Origin of the sequence: Micromonospora sp. NPDC006766 (assembly GCF_040636055.1) — a bacterium.
Taxonomy (GTDB): Bacteria; Actinomycetota; Actinomycetes; order Mycobacteriales; family Micromonosporaceae; genus Micromonospora.
This window is the reverse complement of record NZ_JBEYIX010000011.1, coordinates 40,233-59,097: the sequence shown is the minus strand read 5'-3', so window position 1 is coordinate 59,097 and position 18,865 is coordinate 40,233. Positions and strand designations below refer to the sequence as shown.

The following is an 18,865-nucleotide window of genomic DNA, read 5'->3' as shown; positions in this document are numbered from 1 at the left end:
TGAGCCGGCACCGCTCGGCTGGCCGGCACGGGCTGCACCAACAGCGGCATGGGTTCCGGCGCCGCCGACCGGGCGGGGGGCTGCCCGGCCGACGGCGGATCCGGTGCCGGCTGGTGCCCCGGCGCGGAAACGCCGAGGACCTGCCGTTGCAGGGACGGTGCCGCCCGGCGGGCCGCCGACGGCGGTGCCGCGAGCGGCAGCGGCACGGAATCGCCGGGCGACTGTGGACCGGCGGGCTCCGGGGTCGGCGGCTCCGCCACCGGTATGGCGGCGCCGTGCAGCACGCCGGCCGGCTCGGCGCCGCCGACGAGGTGCCCGAGGGGAGCCAGGTACGACGGGTCGCGCCAGGCGGCGAGCGAGCCGGTGAACGCCTCGGGCAGGTTCAGCCGCGGCTCCTCGGGGGTAACCCGCTGAATCGGCGGCAGCCCCCGCCAGGCGGGCGGCCCGGCACGGCGCGGCTCGCTCGGGCCGGCGTCGGTCGCGGCAGTGGCGGCCGGGGCGGGCGCGTCGGCGGTGGACCGCTGCACGGTCCGCTGCGTACGCCGCCGCCACGGCCACATCGGGTCACCGTCCCTGACTGATGCGGGTGTTGATGCTCGCGATCTCGGCCACGTACCGCAGCCGCTCGCCGTGTTCGAGGTCGAGGATCTCGTCCAGCGACCAGTGGAAGTGGTAGGCGACGTACGCGACCTCGGAGTAGATGCGGTCGGCCGCGTACGTCACGATTCCCCCAGGCGCCCGCCGGCGAGGTCGACCGCGAAGCGGTGCTGACACTCCGGGCACACCACGCTCGCACGCGTGTGCCCCTCGCTGTTGATCCGCCGGTACATGTCCTGTAGGAACGCCAGGTCGGAGGCGAACAGGTCCTCCACCACGCCGGGGTGCACGTCCAGCACCGTGCCGATCCGAGTGATCACGCGGCTGAGCAGCACCACCGTCAGGTACGCCGGATTCTCCCGCACCCGGTCGTCGCGCAGCGGCACCAGCTCGTCGCGCGCGGTCGCCAGCCGCATCACCCCGTCCCGGTGCACCGTGCCGGCGTCGTCCACGTAGCCCCGGGGCAGCTCGAACGGGAACTCGGTGCGCAGCGTCTCGCGCCGAGGGGCGACGGCGGGCGGGGCGACGCCGGGCGACTCGGCCAGCTCGGGGCCGGGCGGCGGGACGAGCGACGAGGTGCGGCGCATGGGGCTACTCGACCTCCATCGCCTCGTACGTCACCACGAGCTTCTCGGTGAGCACGCTGGTGTCGCCGGCCTTGAGCGAGCTGATCTCCAGGCTCTTCGGCCACGCGTTGGTGAGCTTGTACCGCTTGATCGGCAGGCCCTCGTAGTCGAAAACGATGATCGCGCCGCCCTTGCGGGCCGCGCTCATCTTGCCGAAGCGGCAATCCTTGATCCACCGCTCGAAGCTGTTGTCGGCGGTCAGGCCCCGGGTCAGCGTGACCTCGCCGGCCTTCGGCGCGCCGGGCGCCTTGCGAACGGCGAACTTGCCGTCGGCGGTGTTCGACTTGTACTCGATGACGTCCTGCTCCATCTTGAGGCCGGTGACCTCGGTGATCTGGCGGATGACGATGCTGTCCACCTCCAGCCCGAACGAGTGGCCGACGGCGGAGTCGAAATCGGGGAGCGGCACGACTGCCTCCTGACGCTACGGGGACTACTCGTTGACCAGGCTGGTGCCGCCGGACATCTGCGCCAGCTGGAAGATCACGAACTCAGCGGGTTTCACCGGCGCGACGCCGATCTGGCAGACCACCTGGCCGGCGTCGATGCTCTCGGCCGGGTTGGTCTCCCGGTCACACTTGACGAAGAATGCCTCGTCGGGGGTGAGCCCGAACAGCGCGCCCCGCCGCCACTCGTTGATCAGGAACGCGCTGATGGTGCGGCGGACGCGGGCCCAGAGCATGTCGTCGTTGGGCTCGAAGACGACCCACTGGGTGCCGTTGAGGATCGACTCCTCCAGGTAGTTGAACAGCCGCCGCACGTTCAGGTAGCGCCAGGCCGGGTCGGACGACAGCGTGCGCGCGCCCCAGACGAGGATGCCCCGGCCGGGGAAGGCCCGGATGCAGTTGATGCCGCGTGGGTTGAGCAGCTCCTGCTCCGCGCGGGTCAACTGGGTCTCCAGGGCGACCGCGCCTCGGATCGGCTCGTTGGCCGGCGCCTTGTGCACGCCCCGGTTGCCGTCGTTGCGCGCCCACACCCCGGCCAGGTGGCCCGACGGCGGCATGAACCGGTTGGTGCCGGTCAGCGGGTCGAACACCTTGATCCAGGGGTAGTAGAGCGTCGCGTACTTCGAGTCGTAGCCGGCCTGGTCGGTGCGCCACTCCTTCACCTGCTGCGGCGACAGGCCCGGCGGCGGATCCAGGATCGCCATCCGGTCACCCATCAGCTCACAGTGGGCGATCACCGCCGACTGCACGGCCTTCACCGACTCCAGGTCGATCGCGCCGCGCTGGTACGCCCCCATCAGATCGGGCACCGCGACCATGGTCACCTCGTCGACGGCCTCCAAGCCCCCGAAACCGGTACGCTCCGCCGCGTCGCCCACGTATTCGTCCGCCGACACCGTCTCCGGCGCGCCCGCGGCGGGCGGCTCGGCGGTCAGCGCCACCTCGCCGCCGGACGGGCGGGCCAACTGGCCGGCCGGCGCCGCCTCCTCGATTGTGATCAGCTTGGACCGTTCGCGGACCTGGGTCACCACGTTGTCCTTGCCGCGTTTGGTGGTCACCGACTCGAACGTCTCGACCACCTGGCCGCCGCGCTTTACCACCAGGTTGAACCGGTCCTCGGTGGCGCCCTCCGGCGGGTCGGCGACCTCGACCGTGATGTCGTCCGGGGTGCCCTCGGGCAGGGCGCGGGCGACCACCCGGTAGGTGCCGAGGATCGCGGCCGGCGCGGCGGGCAGGGCCTCCTCGCTGGCCGCGTCGCCGCCGACCCGCACGATGTACGCGGCCCCGCCGCCCTGCATGAAGTAGCCGTAGACGGCGTGGCCCAGGTAGCAGTCGGGGGCGAACTCGCCGAAGATCTGCGAATACTGGCTCCAGTTGGTCACCAGGGTCGGGGTGTTGAACGGCCCCTGCGCGGCGAAGCCGACGAACGCGGCGACCGCTGTGCCGACGCCTTCGATCGGGCGGGAGCCGGACACCTCCTCGACGTACACGCCCGGTGCCAGGTAGTTGGGCATCACGCCTCCTCGTCCCTCGATCAGGGTCGAGTCGAGCGTCCCGCGTGCACGTTGGGGTTCAAACGTCCAGGCGGACGCGTGATCGGGAAAAGGTGCGTGCCCGATGAGGCAGCCTGCCCGACTGCAGGCGTCACTCCCAATCGATCTCGCGCAGCGCGGCTATGCCGTCGTCAAGCTCGGCGATGACCTCACCGTCGCTGCTCTCCCCCGCTAGCGAGAGGATGCGCGGCGACAGCTCGATCAGGGCAGCGATGAAGTCCCGCCAGGTTGCCTCGGACAGCGACGACTGGCTATCGGTGATGAGACCGAGGACCCGGTCCGGTGAGCCGTCGAAGGAGATTGAGAGCTCCGCCAGGTGTTCTTCGGACTCGAAGTCGAAGCGGATGACGTTGACGTTGGGGAGGTAGCGGACTCGGAGCATCGCGTCGTCGTTCTGGTAGGTGTGGTCTACCCAGCGCCACCCTTCACCGCTCTCCGCCTGCCATCCCTGGCTCTCCAGCCGGCCTTGGATGTCATCGATCAGGTCACTCTGCTCGGGCGATGTCGTCATGCGTCAGGTACCAGCCTTGATCGCTTCCATCTTCTCTGCTTCGGCGTTGATATTGTCGACAATGGGCTTGAGGCCGTCAAGCCGTCCCTGCAGGGCTTTCTTCGAGATATCATCCAGTTCTTCGCCACCGTACTCACCCAGCACCTCTGCCAGCGTGGGCACCCTCAGAACATGTCCATCGCTTCGGAGCTTGATCATGGCATCGATGCTGGCCTGCTTCTCTTCAATCGTGCCTTTGCCGCGGTAGAGGCCGATGATTGACAAGCTCAGGTGGACATTTTTGGTGGATGAATACAACTGCAACCGTCCGCCGCACCGCTCGCAGGGGCTCTTGGTGATGGTTACATCGAGGCGGTCTCGCTCGCCCTCTGGTGCGCGGGGCAGTCGGTCCCGGTTTGCTTCGATGAAGGCGGTGAGCACGTCCTCGGCATGGTGATCCTTGTCGAAACTCTCCTGCCGGGGCAAGGCACGGCCGTTCCACCTGCCCACCAACGCCGTGTGCGGAATTCCGGTCGCGCGTCCCGTCTTCTTCGAGACACGAACCGCAAAGTCTTTCTTGAGAAACTTCGTGGCCTTGCCAAACTCGGTCGTGGTGCCCAATTCGGAAGGTGACGCGGCCACGTAGACGTTGAACTTTCCGAACCCGCCCGGTTTGACCTCGATGCTGCGCAGTCCTAGCGGGCTGTTGACGCGGTGGGCGTCCCGCACGGCAGCACTCAGTTGATCCGCCGAACCCACGCCGGAGCCGATCCTGCCACGCAGTTCCCGTGCCGCCTTTGCCTTCACCTCGCTCGGGCTAAGGCGGCCATTGCGTGACGGCTGATCCGGCGACCCTCCGTCGCTTCGCTGCCGTCTGGTCTTCTGCTTGATCTTCGACCAGAGTTTCTTGCCCAGTCCGACGATTTTTCCGACGACCCAGTCGACGGCTTTCATGACCGGCTTGGCGAGGGCCTTGAAGAACTTTTGGACTTTCTGGGCGAGCCCGCCGATGCCGAGCACCGCGGCAAGCACCCCGATCAGCACCGGCACCGAGCGCGCCAATGCCTTCTCGATCAGCGCCGGCACCCCGCCCTTACCGCCGCCGGCGATCGCGATGATGGCGTCGAGGACCGAGTTGACGAACTCGATGATCTGGGCGCCCTGGTTCACGATGAACGTGACGAAGTCGATGATCATCTTGACGGCGCGGATGAACGCCGACGCGGGGTTGAGCAGGCTGATGATCCAGGTGATGCCGGCCATCAGGATGGTCGGGATCAGGTACTCGCTGATCTTGGCGAACAGGTTGGCCTTGAGGTCGCCGACCTTCTCCTTGATCTCCTCCCAGATGCCGCCCAGCCCTTGGGCCTGCACCTTCTGCGCGAGGGGCACGGACGTTTCGACCGCGCTCATCGCCTGCTCGGGCACGCCGCGTTTGACGATCCGGCCCCGGATCGCCGCCCAGGTCAGCCCGAGCAGGGAGCCGATCATCATCACGATGCCGCGTAGGTCGAACTTCGCCGGCAGCTCCAGGCCGGCCCCGGCCATTGCCCCGGTGAGCCAGCCGACGAGGCCCTTCTTCAGGTGTTCGCCGATGTTGGCCAGGAACGCCTGCAGGCCCGCGCCGACCGCGGAGACCAGGTTGCCGAGGAAGCCGATCGGGTCCTTGATGATCGCCATGACCGCCTGTGCGGCCTTGGCCAGGACGCCCATCAGCATGTCCTTGAGCTGCAGGATCGTCTTGATCACGCCGGCAACCGCGTCGACGGCCTTGGCGACGAGGCCCTTGTTCTTCTCCTTCTCGGCGGCGATCTCCTCGTCCACCGATTTCAGCGCCTCGTTGTACTTCGAGGCGAGGGTCTGCACCAGCTCGGTGCCCTTGTTGTTGACCTGCTCGGTCAGCTCGTCGAACTTCCCGGCGAATTCGCCGGCCGCCTCCTTGCCGATCGCCTGCAACTCGGGGGAGAGGCTCTTCACCGCCGCCTGCAACTCGTCGCGGCCGGTGGCGATGCGCTGCTTGGCCCGGGTCAGCTCGGCGCCGATGGTGTCGGCGACGGCGGAGATGACCTGCTGCATCTGGTCGACGTAGCCCTTGCGGGCGACGACGAAGATCTGGTTGGCCTCTTCGGGCAGCCCGGCGAACTTGTCCTTGAGCCACCGGCCCTTGCCGAGGATTCCCGAATACCGCTTGTCCTTGTACTCGTCCATCCGCCGCTTGTGCTCGGCGGTGAACGCGTCCCGGGCGGCCTTCTCTCCCTTGGTGAACTGGTCGTCGACCTGTTTGTCCAGGCCGGACAGGATTCCCTCGACGTCCTTCTTCGTCGCGTCGAAGACTTTCTGCAACTTCGCGGTGACCTCGGCGCGTTTCCGCTCGTCCGCGGACTTGGCGGTCTCCTTGCCCGCCCCGACCTGGGCGCCGGCCTGCTTACGATCGGTCGCCAGCGCGGTCATCGCCGCCGTCCCGGCCGCCCCGGCCGCCGCCTTCGCTCCGGCAAGGGTCTGCGTCTCGGCGGCGCGTACCTGGCCGGGCGCGGTGTCCGCGTGCTGCTCGGCGGCGTTCTTTTCCTTCAACGCCCCGGTGAACTCTGGCTCGTTCGACGTGGCCAGTTGCTCCTCGGTGACCTGCGCGTCGGCCATCTGCTGGTCGACCTGCTTTGGCCCGTCCGAGAAGTCGGTCGCCGCCGGCGGGGCCTTGTCCGGTACGGCCTTCGCCGGATCCGGCATGCCCGGCACGCCGGGCGGCTTGTCCGCCACCAGTGGGGTGACCGGCTTCTCGACCGCCTTCGACGTGTCCGGCGGGGCCTTGGTGGTGGTCTCGATGGCGTTGGCCGACGCCTTCTTGCCGTCGGTGACCTGCCCCTGCACCTGCCCCTTGACCGCGTCGGCCTTACCCGAGTCGCCGAACTTGGCGGCCTCGTCGAGGTTCTTGGGTGCCTGGGCGGCGATGGCCTCGTTGACCGCCCGGACGAACGCGACCTTGTCGAACGCGCCCGGCTTGGCGGCGTTCATTTTCTCCGCGTTCGCCGCCTTGCCCTGCGCCTCCTTGTCGTCCTGCGGCGGCTTGGCCGCACCCTGCGCCTTTGCCGCCTCCGATTTCGCCGGCGGGTGCGCCGACAGCAGCTGCTGTTTGCCCCGCACGTCCGCCTTCAACTCGGTGAACTTCGGATCAGCCTGCGGCCCGGGACGGTGCACCGGCCCGGCGTCGGTCGCCAACCGCTGCACCGGGGCGGCCTCCACCGGCCCGGCGACGGCCGACCCCGCAGCGGGGGCAGCGGAGGCAGACGACGGGCCGGCGGCGGTGCGCTGGGCGGGCACGACCGCGCCGCGCGCCGCGCCACCCGCACGCCTCGCGGCACCCGATCGGGCCGCCGGCGTACGCGTCGTCGCCGCGCGCCGCTGGGCGACCAGCGCCGCCACCGCCCGGTTTCCCGCCCCGGACTGCAACCGCTGCACGGCCGCCCGGCTGAGCGGGCGGGCCTCCGGCTCGCGTACACCGGTGGTGGGCTCCGGGTCGACGGTCGCGCGTGGCGGTGGGGTCGGCGCGGCGCGGCCCGGGGGACTGCCTCGCTCCTCGGCCGGTGCCTTCACCGAAAAGCGCCCGTGAAGCCCCCGGCTTTGGCCGTGGGGAGGTAGAGGCGTTCAGGCGTTCCGCTGGTCTTGGACATACCGTTTGACCGCCTCCGAGGTCGCGCCGCCGACAGTGGCCACGAAGTAACTGTTGGTCCACAAGGTCGGCAGCCGGGTCTTCAACGTGGGGAACTCTTGACGTAGCAGCCGCGAGGAGCGGCTCTTGATGGCTTTGACGAGCCGGTGAACACCGAACTGCGGATCGACAGTGACCAGAAGGTGAACCTGGTCGGGCATCGTTTCGAGTTCGACGACTGGCGCGTCCCGCTCGGCGCACACCTCGGTGATGATCTGCTTCAGCCGGGCGTCGACGGGGTCGGTGATGACGGGCCGCCGGTATTTGGGGCACCACACGACGTGGTAGGTGCATCGGTAGACGACGCTGTTGTTTGACCTGATCTCATCCACAATGGGCAGCATATAGTTCAGTGCAGTATGCTGTCCGATGTGGAGGAAGCGGTGCGCTACACCTACCGGCTGCGCCCCGGCGCGACCGCGGTAGCCGCACTGACCGCCGAATGGCATCGCTGCCGCTGGCTGTGGAACGAAGCCGTCCACCAGCAGACCCAAGGCAACCGCCCGACCGTCACGAAACTGCACGCCCTGTTGACCGAAGCCCGCGCCCACAGCGCGTGGCTGCGGGAAGGGTCCGTGGTCGCCCAGCAGCAGGTGCTGCGGGACTACGCGCAGGCGTTGGCGACCTCTTTCAAGGTCAAAGGCCGGGGCAGGCCGGTCCGGAAGGCGCGGAAGAAGACCCGCCCGTCGTTGAACTACACCCAGCGCGGCTTCTCGATCAAACACGACCGGTTGTGCCTGCCCGGCAAGGTGACCATCCCGGTGGTGTGGTCCCGTGACCTGCCCGCCGACCCGACCAGCGTCCGCGTCTACCAAGACTCCCTCGGCCACTGGTATGCGTCGTTCGTGACCCGCCGCGAACCGGCCCGGCTGGCCGACGCCGACGGCGGAATCGGCATCGACTGGGGCGTCAAAACCGTCGCCAACACCACCGACCCGGGTTTCGACCTGCCGCACCCCGAGTACGGCAGGCGAGCAGCGCGGGCCCTGGCCACGGCGCAACGACGCATGGCACGGCGGGCACCGAAGCCCGGCCAGAAAGCGTCCCGAGGCTACCGCCGGGCCCGCCTCGAAGCCGCGAAGGTGTATGCGAAGACCACCCGGCAGCGGCAGGACACCGCCCGCAAGTGGGCCAGACGAGTCGTAGAAAACCATGCCGTCATCGCGGTCGAGGACTTCAAACCGAAGTTCCTGACCAAGACGAGCATGGCCCGTAAAGCAGCCGATGGGGCTATCGGCGCGACCAAACGTGAACTGATCGACCGTGGTAAGCGGGCGGGCCGGAAGGTGGTGCCGGTGCCGCCCGGCTATACCACGATGACATGCGCCAACTGCCACGCGAGAGCCAAGCAGCGGCTGGTGCTGTCGGAACGGATCTTCCGATGCGAGTCCTGTGATCATGTCCAGGACCGTGACCGGAACGCCGCAAGGGTGATCCTTGCCTCGGCAGGTTTGAACCGAGCTGGTGCCGACGGTGTAAGACACGTCCTCGACTCCTTCGGAGTTGATGCCGTGCTACCTGAGCCAGGAATCCCCCGCCTTTAGGCATGGGGAGCACTCAACACATGCCTCCGGGTCGGGTTCACCCGGCGCGCGGGTCGCTGCTACTCGGCGGGCTCCTCTTCCTCCTCGCCGGCCTCCTGCCGCTGGACGTACGTCTGCGCCGACTCGTCCTCCTCGGACATCTCCTCTTCGCGCTGCACGCTCGGGTGGTCGTGCCCGTCGTGGTCGACGGCCCGCTGCACGGCTGCCGCCGGGGCGGGCGTGGCCGGGGCGGACATCAACCGGTCGGCGTTGGCGACGGCCTCCCGCTCGAAGCGGTCGGACGGGTCGCTGACCTTCACCCCACCGCCGGTGTCGGTGCCGTCCACCGGCCCACTGCGCTGCTGCACCACGTGGGTCAGCTCGTGGGCGAGCATGTGCTGACCGCTGGACGAGGCCGGGTCGTAGCTGTCGCGCTGAAAGACGATGTTCGAACCGACGGTGTACGCCTGCGCGTTGACCGACTTCGCCGAGTCGTGCGCCGCCCCGTCGGTGTGCACGCGCACATCGCCGAAGTCCGCCCCGCCGAAGCGGGCCTCCATGTCCGACCGGACGTCGGTCGGCAGCGGCGACCCGCCGCCGGAGTTGACCACGTCGTGCACGGGGGAGCGTTCCTCGACCAGCTCGCCGACGGCCTGGTTGCCCACCGCCCGTTGCAGGCCGAGCAGCCCCGACGCGCCGAGGACATCGGGCCGGCCGGTGGTGGCGGCCTGGTACATCAGCGCGTCGTTGTCCCGGTCGACCGGGCCGATCCGATCACCGCCGGGGCGTACTGACGCCTCGGAGTCGAATTCGCGATGTCCGCGCATGCCGGGCCTCCTCGCTCGGGCGAGCCGACCCGTCCGACGGCCGGACCTCCCGCGTCGACCGTCCCTTGCCGGCGGTCCTGCCACAAGCCACGCCGGGCCGTCCGTGAAGGCAGCCCGAGCTGCCCATCTGGGCAGCGCTGCAACGTTGACCGGGTTCGCTCTTGCCGATCATGAAGTTGTGGTGCCAGGGAAGTGGTAAACGTCCACTTTGTCAGGTGCCACAACTCCATGATCGACGCATGGCCCTGCGGCGGTGACCTGCTCTACGTGAGCGAGCGGAGCAGCGGTCGCGTCTCCGAGTCGGTCAGACGGCCAGCCCGAGGTAGGGGCCGAACTCGCTCTCCAGCGTCAGCCGGCCGAGCTTGCGGTATTCCCGGCCGACCGCGCCGATCAGCTCGGCCATGCCCACCGGCCGGCCGGCCTCGGCGGCCAAATAGCCGGCGGTGATCGCGGCGGAGCGGATATGCCCGCCGGCCAGCTCGAACGCGCCGGCCAGGAAGGCCAGGTCCAGGTCGGGGGCGCGGGGCACCCGGTCGCCGAGGCAGCGGTCCCACAACGCCCGCCGGGCCGGCTCGTCGGGCACGGGGAAGTCCACCACCACGTCCAGCCGCCGGGTGAACGCCTCGTCCAGGTTGGCCCGCAGATTCGTGGCCAGCACCGCCAGCCCGTCGAACGTTTCCATCCGTTGCAGCAGGTACGCGCTCTCGATGTTGGCGTACCGGTCGTGCGCGTCGCGTACCTCGGAGCGTTTACCGAAGATCGCGTCCGCCTCGTCGAAGAGCAGCACCCCGTTGACCCCGGCCGCCTCGCCGAAGATCCGCTCCAGGTTCTTCTCCGTCTCACCGACGTACTTGTCGACCACCGTGGCCAGGTTGACCGTGTACAGGTCCAGCCCGAGGGTGCCCGCCACCACCTCGGCCGACATCGTCTTGCCGGTGCCGGAGTCCCCGGCGAACAACGCCGTCACCCCGTGCCCGCGCCCGCCGCCGGGACGCATCCGCCACTCGCGCAGCACCCGATCCCGGTGCCGGGCCCGCCCGGCCAGCTCGCGCAGCAGCGACATCGCCGGGGCGGGCAGCACCAGGTCGTCCCAGCCGACCTGCGGCACGATCCGCCGGGCCAGCCGCTCCAGGCCCGCCGCGTTCTGCGTACGCGCCCCCGCCCGCAGGTGCGCCTCGCCGACCGGCTCGTCGGACGCGGTGGCGAGCTGCACGGCCACCGAGGCGGCACGCTGGATCGCCGGTGCGCCCAGTACGAACTGTGCGGTGGCGGCGGCCGGGTCGAGCCCGTCGGCGAGCCGGTCGGGCAGCGCCGCCCGCCACACGGCGGCCCGGTCCGCGGCGGCCAGCGGCGCGACCTCCACCTGCAGCGGCGCCAGGGCCGTCCACGCCGGATCCCACGGCTGCGTTCCGTAGGCCAGCACCCGCACCGGGCCGGCGATCAGCCGGGACCAGATGGCCCACGGCTCGCCGCCGTGCACCGGCCCGACCACCAGGCCCGCCCTGGCGAGCAGTGCCTCCCGTACCAGGATGGTGGCCAGCTCCGCCGGCTGCGCCTCGGCCGCCAACCGGGGCAGATCCACGGCGAGCGCCCGCTGCCCGGACCGGTGGAGCGCGGCCGCCGCCAGCGCCACCGCGCTGCCGCCCGGGCTCTCCCGCAGGTACGCCAGGCGAACCCCGGCCCGCTGCAGCGCGCGACCGAGCGGCTCCGCGTCGGGCGGGGACGGTGCGGACGGGGCGACCGGCTCGGCGAGGCCGACCAGCAGCGGCTCGGGTGCGTCCGCGCCGAGCAGCCAACCGCCCACCCGGTCCGGCACCCACAGCCCTCGGCTGAGCACCGGCCGGTCGGGGGAGTCCACGCGCAGCAGCGCCAGGTCGATCAGCGGCGCGCCGGCGGTGAGCCGGAGCCGGGCCGACGCGGCCGCCTCGGGCAGCCCGCAGAGCCGCAGCGCCAGGCCGATCGAGGGGCGGCGGCGGGTGACGTCGTCGTTGAGGTATCCGTAGAACTGCTCGAACCGGCTGTCCACGTCGGGGGCGAGCGCGACCAGCAGCAGCGCCTCGTCCAACGGGGCCAGCCCGGCGGCGGCGGCCAGCGCGGCCAACCGGTCGCCGGTGGTGTCGGGCATCCCGGTGGCGTCGAGTGTTGGGGCTGTCGGATCGTCGGCCGGGTCGGTGGGCCACGGGTCGAACGGTTCGCGGGCCGCGGCGAGGGCCGCGTCGACCGCCTCGTCGGAAAGGTAGAGGCCGCGGAACGGGTCGTCCGGCTGCGGGTCGCCGTCCCGGCGGTGCGCCACCGCCGCGCGTACCGCCAACTCCACCCGCTGCAGACGGCGCAGCAGGGGCACCACCTCCTCGACCACCGCTCACCCTCCGCTACGAGCCGGGCGGTGCCGGATTCGGTCGTCGCCGTCGCCGGTGCGGTCGGCGACCTCGGCGACCAGGCCCTCGCGGGCGGGCGGCCCGACCGGCACCTCGCGGCCGCTGTCGACCGGGGTGCTGACCACCACGTCCAGGGACGGTTTCAACTCGCCGCCCAGCGCGGTCCAGACGTCGGCGAAGGCGCGGTCCTCCGGGGGCGGCAGTGCGACGGTCATCGGCACCGGCATGTTGATCGCGGCCACCGAGCCGGTCAGCACGGCCGGCGGCAGGGCGTCGAAGCGCAGGAGGCACAGCAGGAGCGAGGAGAGCAGCCGATGCTCGTCCTCCGGCCGCTGCGTCCACGCGGTGACCAGGTAGGACAGCTTCACGTAGCGGGGCGGGGCGACCCGACGGATCACCTGGCCACGCTCGTCGTACTCGTTGATCAGGCCGCGCGAGCGGCGGCGGAGGTCCTCGCGGATGTCGTAGAGGTAGAGGTTGATCGTGGGCGCGTTGCGGCGGGCCGCCCACTCCTTCGTCGGCGCCTCCAACACGATGTCCACCGTGGCGCTCGGCAGGGCCTCCTCGCGGATCAGCCGGCGCAGCGCGTCGTCGATCTCGTGGATCATCCGGTCACCCCCGGCCGGCGAAGGCGGGCGGGCCGAGCCCGCGCGGCACCACCAGGAACGGTTCGGGTGCCCGCACCGGGGCGAAGGCGTGGCCCGAGACCCGGCCGGCAGTCAGGTCCCGCAGCCCGAGGGCATCTTTGCGCAGCACCAGAACCTGGGTACGGAAGCTGCCGTCCGCGTCGGCCACCGCGTCCGGGGTGGTGGTGATCCCCGGTGCCCAGCGCAGCCGCACCCGCGCCCCGGGTGGAAAGTCGGTGCCCACCGCGGCGGTGACGAAGCCGGGCGGGCCGATCGTCGTCTCGAGGCGTACCTGCGGCGCCCGCACCCGGATCGGCGCCTGCGCGGTACGCGTCGCCGGCACCCCTCGAACGGTGGCGCTGAGCCGGCCGGTGATCGTGGCGGTGACCGCCGCCCGCGCGGGCAGCACCACGGTGATCACCTGCTGTGCGCCGGGGCCGAGCGTGTCGAGCCGGCAGAGTCGACCGTTGGCGGTGCAGCGCGGGTCGACGGTGAGCGGGGGCAGCAGCGGCGCCGGCGCGGTGACGTCCAGCCAGATGTTGTCGGCCGGCAGGCGAGTGGTGTTGCGGACGGTGAGGGTGACCGGGATGGGGTCACCGCCGAGATAGCCGGGTTGGCCGCCCACCGAGACGGTGAGGCTCAGGTCGGGGACCGGCAGCCGCTGGAACGTGGGCTCGCTGCCCACCTCCCGGATCACCGTGGTGGCCGGACCCCCGCCACTGGGCAGCAGCACGATGTCCGAGGGCTCGGCCATCGGCACGGCCAGCGTCCAGACGCGTTGCAGCGCCACCGCGATCCGACGCCCGTCCGGGGACCAGGCCGGATCCTCCGCCCATCGGCCGTCCCGGTCGGCCGCCGCGAGCGGGTGCCGGGCACGGGTGCCGTCCGGCGCCACCACGCACAGGTCGTGGCCGCTGTCGACGAACGCGATCGCGGTGCCGTCCGGTGACCAGGCCGGAGCATTGTCGGCGGATCGGCTCGGGCAGGGCTCATCCACCCGCGCGCTCAGGTCCCGTTGGTCGGTGACGGTCAGGGCGTCGGCGATGTTGCCGTCGAGGCGGGCGAGCCAGATCCGGCTGCCCGATATCTCCGGGTCGGCCACGACGATCAGCGCCGTGTCGGATCCGGTGCGGCCGGCGCTGTCGGTCGCTGTGCAGGTCACCACGGTCTGCCCGATCGGGAACAGGGAACCGGACGGCGGGTCGCACCGCACCGGCAGCGGCCGGCCGTCGGCGTCCACCGCCGACGCCTGGTATCTCACCCGCGCGCCGTCCGGCCCGGTGGGTCGCACCTGCACGTCGTCGACGCGGACCAGTGGCCTGTCGGGCGGGGCGACCCGGACGATCAACTCCTGTACGGCGTCGGAGCGGGCCTCGGGCGGTTCGAGGTCGAAGCGTACGGTGCAGCGCAGCACCGAACCGGGCACCGCGGTGGGTGCGACCGAGACGTTCTCCTCGAAGACCGCCGGCTGGCCGGCGGTCGCCCGGGCCGGGTCGGGGCTGAACCCGACGGAGAGCCCATCCTCGCAGGTGGCGCTGGGTTTCACGGTGATGCTCAGTTCGCGGATGGCCCGCTGCACCGCGTCGATCATGTCGGCCGGGTCGCTGTTGGCGGTGAGCCGGCCACCGGTGGCTGCGGTGATCCGTCCGGCCGCGCCGTCGTAGTTGAGCCCGCGTTCGAAGTCGGCGCCGACGATGGGCACGCCGATCAGCGCGATCCCGGCCGCCTGCAACTCGCGGATGAGATCGGCCTCGGCGATGGTGCCGTCCTCGGACGCGGTGATGCCAATCCTGGGTGGTGAGACGGGGACCGTCTTGTCGACACTGTCGGTGTCGCTGATCAGCACCACGACCTTGCTGCTGTCCGGGCGGAAGTTCATCCGGTCGTTGCGGGCGAGTTGCCGCAACGCGTAGAACCAGTTCTCTGTGCCGTACGGGCTCTGTGCGGTCAGGTCACTGACCGCCTTGTAGACCGCGGCGTCCTGGTCGGTCAGCGCCTGCCGCGGGAAGTACATGAGCTCGTCGTAGTTTCCTCGATTGTCGAGTCCGGTGAACGTGGCGAGGCCGAAGCGGGCGTCGGGGCGGCTTTTGCGGACGCTGCCGATCACCTCGGGCAGCCGCGCCTTGAGCTGCCCGATGACGCTCGAACCGCCCTCGCCCGGCTGGGACATCGAGGCGGTGTCGTCGACCAGGAAGACGATGTCCGGCCGGGGGGGAATGTCCGGGGTGCGCACCGACTGCCGCACGTTGAACGTGTCCCCGGGCCGCGCGGGCCGGTCCACGAGGGGGGCGGCCAGGTCGCTGTCCCGGGTCGAGGCGTTCCGGGCGAAGGCCAGCTGCCGGCCGTCCGGCGACCAGGACGGCTCGGTGTCGTCGCCGGTGAGGTATGCCGGCATCGGCACCTCGGCAAGCAGCCGCGCGTCGGCGACCGCGGCGACCAGGATGCGGGACGATTCGTAGCCCTCCGACGGCTCCCGGCTGAAGGCGATCGCGTCCCCGTCCGGCGACCAGGTCGGGTCGGTGTCGCGGTCGCTGTCGACGGTGCCGGGCGGGGCGAGGATCTGCGGGTTGGCGCCGGTGGCGTCGGCGACGACGATGCGCGCGCCACCGTCGGGCTGGTCGGCGCTGTAGGCCAGCCGGAGGCCGTCCGGGCTGAACGCCGGACCGGTCTCGGACCGACCGGGCCGGGCGGTGTGGTTCCGGCGGTCACCGCCGGCGGCGTCCGCGCTCCACACGTCGGTGGTGTAGTCGGCTTCGGTGGCCGTCCAGAGCAGGTCGTTGCCCTGCCAGGCGGGCTGGTGCTGCGGCAGCGGGCCGGTGGCGACCGGGACGACCCGGCCGTCCCGGAGCACGTAAACGTCGCCGGCCGGGTCGTCGCGGGTGGTGGTGAAGGCGAGCTGGCGGCCGTCGGTCGACCAGGCCGGCTCCGCGGCGTCGCCGGGGCCGGGCACCGCCCGGGTCACCGGGCCGCCCGTCGCGGCCACCGTCGCCACCGTACGCAGGCTCGGGCTGGCGGTCGGGGCGAAACGGGTGGTGGTGAAGGCGAGCCGTCGACCGTCCGGCGACCAGGCGGGTTGCCCGTCGGCGGCCGGGCCGTCGGTCACCCGCACCGGGGTGCCACCGGCCGCAGCCATGAGCCAGATGTCGCCGGCCGGGTCGTCGCGGGTGCTGGCGAACGCGATCTTCGTGCCGTCGGGGGACCAGGCCGGCCAGGTGTCCTCGGCCGGGTGGTCGGTGAGCCGGCGCAGCCCGCCGCCGTCGACGCCGACGACCCAGATGTCGGCGCTGCCCGCCCGGTCGCTGCTGAAGGCGACCCGCCGGCCGTCCGGCGACAGGGCGGGGTGGGTGATCGTGCCGGGGCCGCCGACCAGTCGCAGCGGCCTCGACCCGGGCCGGCGCAGGTAGAGCCCGCCACCCAGATCCGCGCCCCCGTCGGCCGCCTTCCGCCCCACCCAGACCACCCGGCCGGCGCGCGCGTCGGCCTCCTGCTCGCCGTTGCCGAGCTCGGCGTCAGCCAGCAGCGGCCGTGGTTCTCCCGTGCCGGCCCGGCTGATCATCAGGGTTGGGCGCTCGGGGCTGGTGTAGCCCAGCCGGTAGTCGACCTCGGCCGAAGGCGACGTGGGGGAGGGCGGCATCGGCGGGACCGGGGGCTCGGGGGCGGCCACGGCCGGCCCGGCCAGCAACGCGAACACCACGGCCCCCCAGCGGCGGTTGCCCCAGCGCACGACACCTCCCGTGGTCACCCGTGCCAACACGGTGGCTGCCCACGCGCGGTCAGGTGGTGACAGTCGGTGCCGGCCTGCGGGCAGGGTGGCTTGCCCGAACGGGCAGCGCGGCTCAGATCAGACCGTTACGCAGCGCGTACGCCACCGCGTGGCAGCGATTGCGCAGGTGTAGCCGGTTCGTCACGTCGTGCAGGATGTTCTTGATCGTCCGCTGCGAATAGGACAGCTTCGCGGCGATCTCCGCGGTGTCGAAGCCGTCCGCGACCAGGCGCAGCACCTCCACCTCCCGCTCGGCCAGCCCGGAGAAGGTCAGCCCGCGCGGCCCGAGCACCTCCCGTTGCAACGCCCCGACCTGCTGCAACAACCGGCCAAGCAGGTCCGGCGGCACCGCGCCCTCGCCGGCCGCGGCGGCCCGGATCACCGCGACCAGCCGGTCCGCGTTCGCCTCCGACCTGCGTACGATCCCCGCCACCCCGTGCTCCACTGCGGCGACCAGGCCGGCGTCGTCCACCTGGGTCACCACCAGGACCAGGGCCGACCTGCTCCGGCTGCGCAGCGCACGCAGCGCGCGCAGCGTTGGTTCGTCGATGCTGTCGCTGATGACGACGGCGACGGCGGCCTGGTCCGCTTCGGACTCGTCGAGCAGCAGCACCTCGGGGCGGGGCCGGAGCTGGCTGACCACGCCGGCCCGGGAGATCACGTCGGTGGAGTAGAGGTGGACGGGCAGACGTCGCATGCGTTCCCCCAACAGCGGTTGTCCGGACGGCCATCGCGCTGAGTATCGCCGCGCGCACCAATCGTGCAGTCAACGTGGGTTCAACGGCCCTCACACGTTGCCCCAACGTCTTCCTCTACGCCTGATTGATCCGATGGGGTCGCTCCTAGAGTCGCGGCCATGACGACCGACGCGAACCTGGATACCGACCTCGTCGAGGTCAGCCCGGGCGGCGAGGCGAGCTGCCGGCTGGAGGTCCGCAACGGCGGCCCGATCGTCGAGGCGTACGTGATCGAGGTGCTCGGCGAGCCGGCCGGCTGGGCCAGCGTGGACCCGCCCACCGTCTCGGTCTATCCGGGCTCCGCCGAGTCGGTCACCGTCCGCTTCCACCCGCCCCGCTCGGCCCAGGTGGTGGCCGGCGAGCGGCCCTTCGCGGTGCGGGTGATCCCGACCGAGACCCCGGACGCGCAGGTCGTGCCGGAGGCCACGGTGCGGGTGTTGCCGTTCGCCGAGATCGCGCCGGAGATCCTGCCCCGTACCTCCCGGGGCCGCCGGGGTGGCCGTCACGAACTGTCCGTGGCCAACCGGGGCAACGTCCCGCTCGGTCTGGCGTTAGGCGGTGGCGACCCGGACAACCGGCTCACCGTCACGATCCGCCCGCCGCAGGTCACCGTCGCTCCCGGCGCGACGGCGTTCGTCCAGGTGCGGGCCCGCACCCGCCGGCTGCTCTGGCGCGGCCATCCGGTCACGCTGCCCTTCCAGGTCGGCGTCACCTCCGACGACACGCCGCCGGCTACCCTCGACGCCGCCACCGTGCAGGAGCCGGTGTTCCCGCGCGGGCTGGCCCGCATCGTGGCGGCGCTGCTGGTGCTGGCACTGCTGGGCGTAGGTCTCTGGTACGCGTTGCTGCGCCCCACGGTGAAGTCCCTGGCCGAGGAGGCCGCCCAGCAGCAGGTCGCCCCGGTGGCGCAGCAGGCCAGCGCCGCCGACGCCCGCGCCCAACAGGCGGACAGCAAGGCCCAGCAGGCGGTTGACGCGGTCGGGCCCGGGGGCGCCTCCCCGCTGCCCACCCCGAGCAACCCGGTGCGACCGCCCTCGCCGACGCCCAGCGCCGGCGTGCCGGGCATTCCCGCCGGTGGTGATTCCTTCAGCCGGCGGCTCGCCGTCACCGCAGGGGTCGGCGCCACCCGTACCGACCAGTACACCGTGGCGGCGCGTCGGGTCTTCGTGCTGACCGACATCTTCCTGCAGAACCCGCAGGGCGACGAGGGACGCCTCGACCTCGTGGTCGACGGCAACACCGTGCTCACCGTGGCGCTGAACAATTTCCGCGACCTGGACTACCACATGGTCTCGCCGATCGAGGTGCCCGCCGGCCGCGTCATCAGCCTGCGGTCCGTCTGCCGACGAGCAGGTGCCACGTTGGACGGCGCCGGGGGCGGGGGCGGCCAGTGCCGTGACTACGCCCTGCTCAACGGCTACACCCGCAACGCGAGCCCCGCCCGGCCGTAGCTCGTCGCCCCGCCCGGCCCTCTTGGCCAGGTAGTGGCGGGCCGCACTCCGGCCGTCGGCAGCGGGCATTATGACCCGTCGGCGATCGGTCCACACTGGTCGGACGGGCGGGTTTGGATGCGTTCGGGATCGGATTTCCATCCGC

Annotated in this window: 15 protein-coding genes and 1 pseudogene; 3 read left to right on the top strand and 13 right to left on the bottom strand. The window is 71.4% G+C overall.

All coding sequences use genetic code 11. The annotated features are described in order from the left end of the window. From ABZ671_RS13545 to ABZ671_RS13515, 7 genes and pseudogenes are all read right to left on the bottom strand, one after another. Window positions 1-560, bottom strand: a pseudogene (locus ABZ671_RS13545) (hypothetical protein); the annotation flags it as partial. Window positions 561-564: 4 nt separating this feature from the next. Continuing rightward, window positions 565-723 carry a DUF6760 family protein gene (locus ABZ671_RS13540; protein ID WP_089006791.1) on the bottom strand — a complete coding sequence of 53 codons (159 nt, stop codon included), beginning with the start codon at window positions 721-723 and terminating at the stop codon, window positions 565-567. Beyond that, window positions 720-1,184 carry a hypothetical protein gene (locus ABZ671_RS13535; RefSeq protein WP_357856265.1) on the bottom strand — a complete coding sequence of 155 codons (465 nt, stop codon included), beginning with the start codon at window positions 1,182-1,184 and terminating at the stop codon, window positions 720-722. The genes ABZ671_RS13540 and ABZ671_RS13535 overlap by 4 nt, the downstream gene beginning before the upstream one ends. 4 nt (window positions 1,185-1,188) lie before the next feature. Next, the gene (locus ABZ671_RS13530; protein ID WP_357856263.1) at window positions 1,189-1,632 is read right to left on the bottom strand and encodes a phage tail protein; all 444 of its coding nucleotides are present in this window, start codon (window positions 1,630-1,632) and stop codon (window positions 1,189-1,191) included. Window positions 1,633-1,656: 24 nt separating this feature from the next. Beyond that, window positions 1,657-3,183, bottom strand: coding sequence for a phage tail sheath subtilisin-like domain-containing protein (locus ABZ671_RS13525; protein WP_357856261.1), 1,527 nt, complete (start codon window positions 3,181-3,183; stop codon window positions 1,657-1,659). 130 nt (window positions 3,184-3,313) lie between these two features. Further along, on the bottom strand, window positions 3,314-3,733 hold the full coding sequence (locus ABZ671_RS13520; RefSeq protein WP_357856258.1) for a hypothetical protein: 420 nt from the start codon (window positions 3,731-3,733) through the stop codon (window positions 3,314-3,316). A 3-nt stretch (window positions 3,734-3,736) separates the two neighbouring features. After that, window positions 3,737-6,925: a hypothetical protein gene (locus ABZ671_RS13515; RefSeq protein WP_357856255.1), complete on the bottom strand. Its 3,189-nt coding sequence runs from the start codon at window positions 6,923-6,925 to the stop codon at window positions 3,737-3,739. An 85-nt stretch (window positions 6,926-7,010) separates the two neighbouring features. Between ABZ671_RS13515 and ABZ671_RS13510 the strand changes: the two genes are divergently transcribed. Continuing rightward, window positions 7,011-7,316, top strand: coding sequence for a hypothetical protein (locus tag ABZ671_RS13510; protein ID WP_357856252.1), 306 nt, complete (start codon window positions 7,011-7,013; stop codon window positions 7,314-7,316). A 35-nt stretch (window positions 7,317-7,351) separates the two neighbouring features. Here the strand turns inward: ABZ671_RS13510 and tnpA are convergent, their stop codons facing one another. Continuing rightward, a complete protein-coding gene (gene tnpA, locus ABZ671_RS13505; RefSeq protein WP_357856436.1) occupies window positions 7,352-7,750 on the bottom strand; it encodes an IS200/IS605 family transposase in 399 nt (132 codons plus the stop codon). A gap of 24 nt (window positions 7,751-7,774) precedes the next feature. Between tnpA and ABZ671_RS13500 the strand changes: the two genes are divergently transcribed. Continuing rightward, a complete protein-coding gene (locus ABZ671_RS13500; RefSeq protein WP_357856249.1) occupies window positions 7,775-8,959 on the top strand; it encodes a transposase in 1,185 nt (394 codons plus the stop codon). Window positions 8,960-9,018: 59 nt separating this feature from the next. Here ABZ671_RS13500 and ABZ671_RS13495 read toward each other — a convergent pair whose 3' ends face one another. From ABZ671_RS13495 to ABZ671_RS13475, 5 genes are all read right to left on the bottom strand, one after another. Further along, window positions 9,019-9,765, bottom strand: a complete 747-nt coding sequence (locus tag ABZ671_RS13495) for a DUF4157 domain-containing protein (RefSeq protein WP_357856245.1) — start codon at window positions 9,763-9,765, stop codon at window positions 9,019-9,021. A gap of 304 nt (window positions 9,766-10,069) precedes the next feature. Then, complete coding sequence (locus tag ABZ671_RS13490) at window positions 10,070-12,124, bottom strand: ATP-binding protein (RefSeq protein ID WP_357856242.1); 2,055 nt, start codon at window positions 12,122-12,124, stop codon at window positions 10,070-10,072. Window positions 12,125-12,127: 3 nt separating this feature from the next. Then, window positions 12,128-12,751: a DUF4255 domain-containing protein gene (locus tag ABZ671_RS13485; protein WP_357856239.1), complete on the bottom strand. Its 624-nt coding sequence runs from the start codon at window positions 12,749-12,751 to the stop codon at window positions 12,128-12,130. Between the two features lie 4 nt (window positions 12,752-12,755). Continuing rightward, window positions 12,756-16,511: a VWA domain-containing protein gene (locus ABZ671_RS13480; protein WP_357856236.1), complete on the bottom strand. Its 3,756-nt coding sequence runs from the start codon at window positions 16,509-16,511 to the stop codon at window positions 12,756-12,758. Between the two features lie 94 nt (window positions 16,512-16,605). Continuing rightward, complete coding sequence (locus ABZ671_RS13475) at window positions 16,606-17,229, bottom strand: response regulator transcription factor (protein WP_357856233.1); 624 nt, start codon at window positions 17,227-17,229, stop codon at window positions 16,606-16,608. Window positions 17,230-17,388: 159 nt separating this feature from the next. Between ABZ671_RS13475 and ABZ671_RS13470 the strand changes: the two genes are divergently transcribed. Continuing rightward, on the top strand, window positions 17,389-18,720 hold the full coding sequence (locus ABZ671_RS13470; protein ID WP_357856229.1) for a hypothetical protein: 1,332 nt from the start codon (window positions 17,389-17,391) through the stop codon (window positions 18,718-18,720). Window positions 18,721-18,865: the final 145 nt, after the last annotated feature.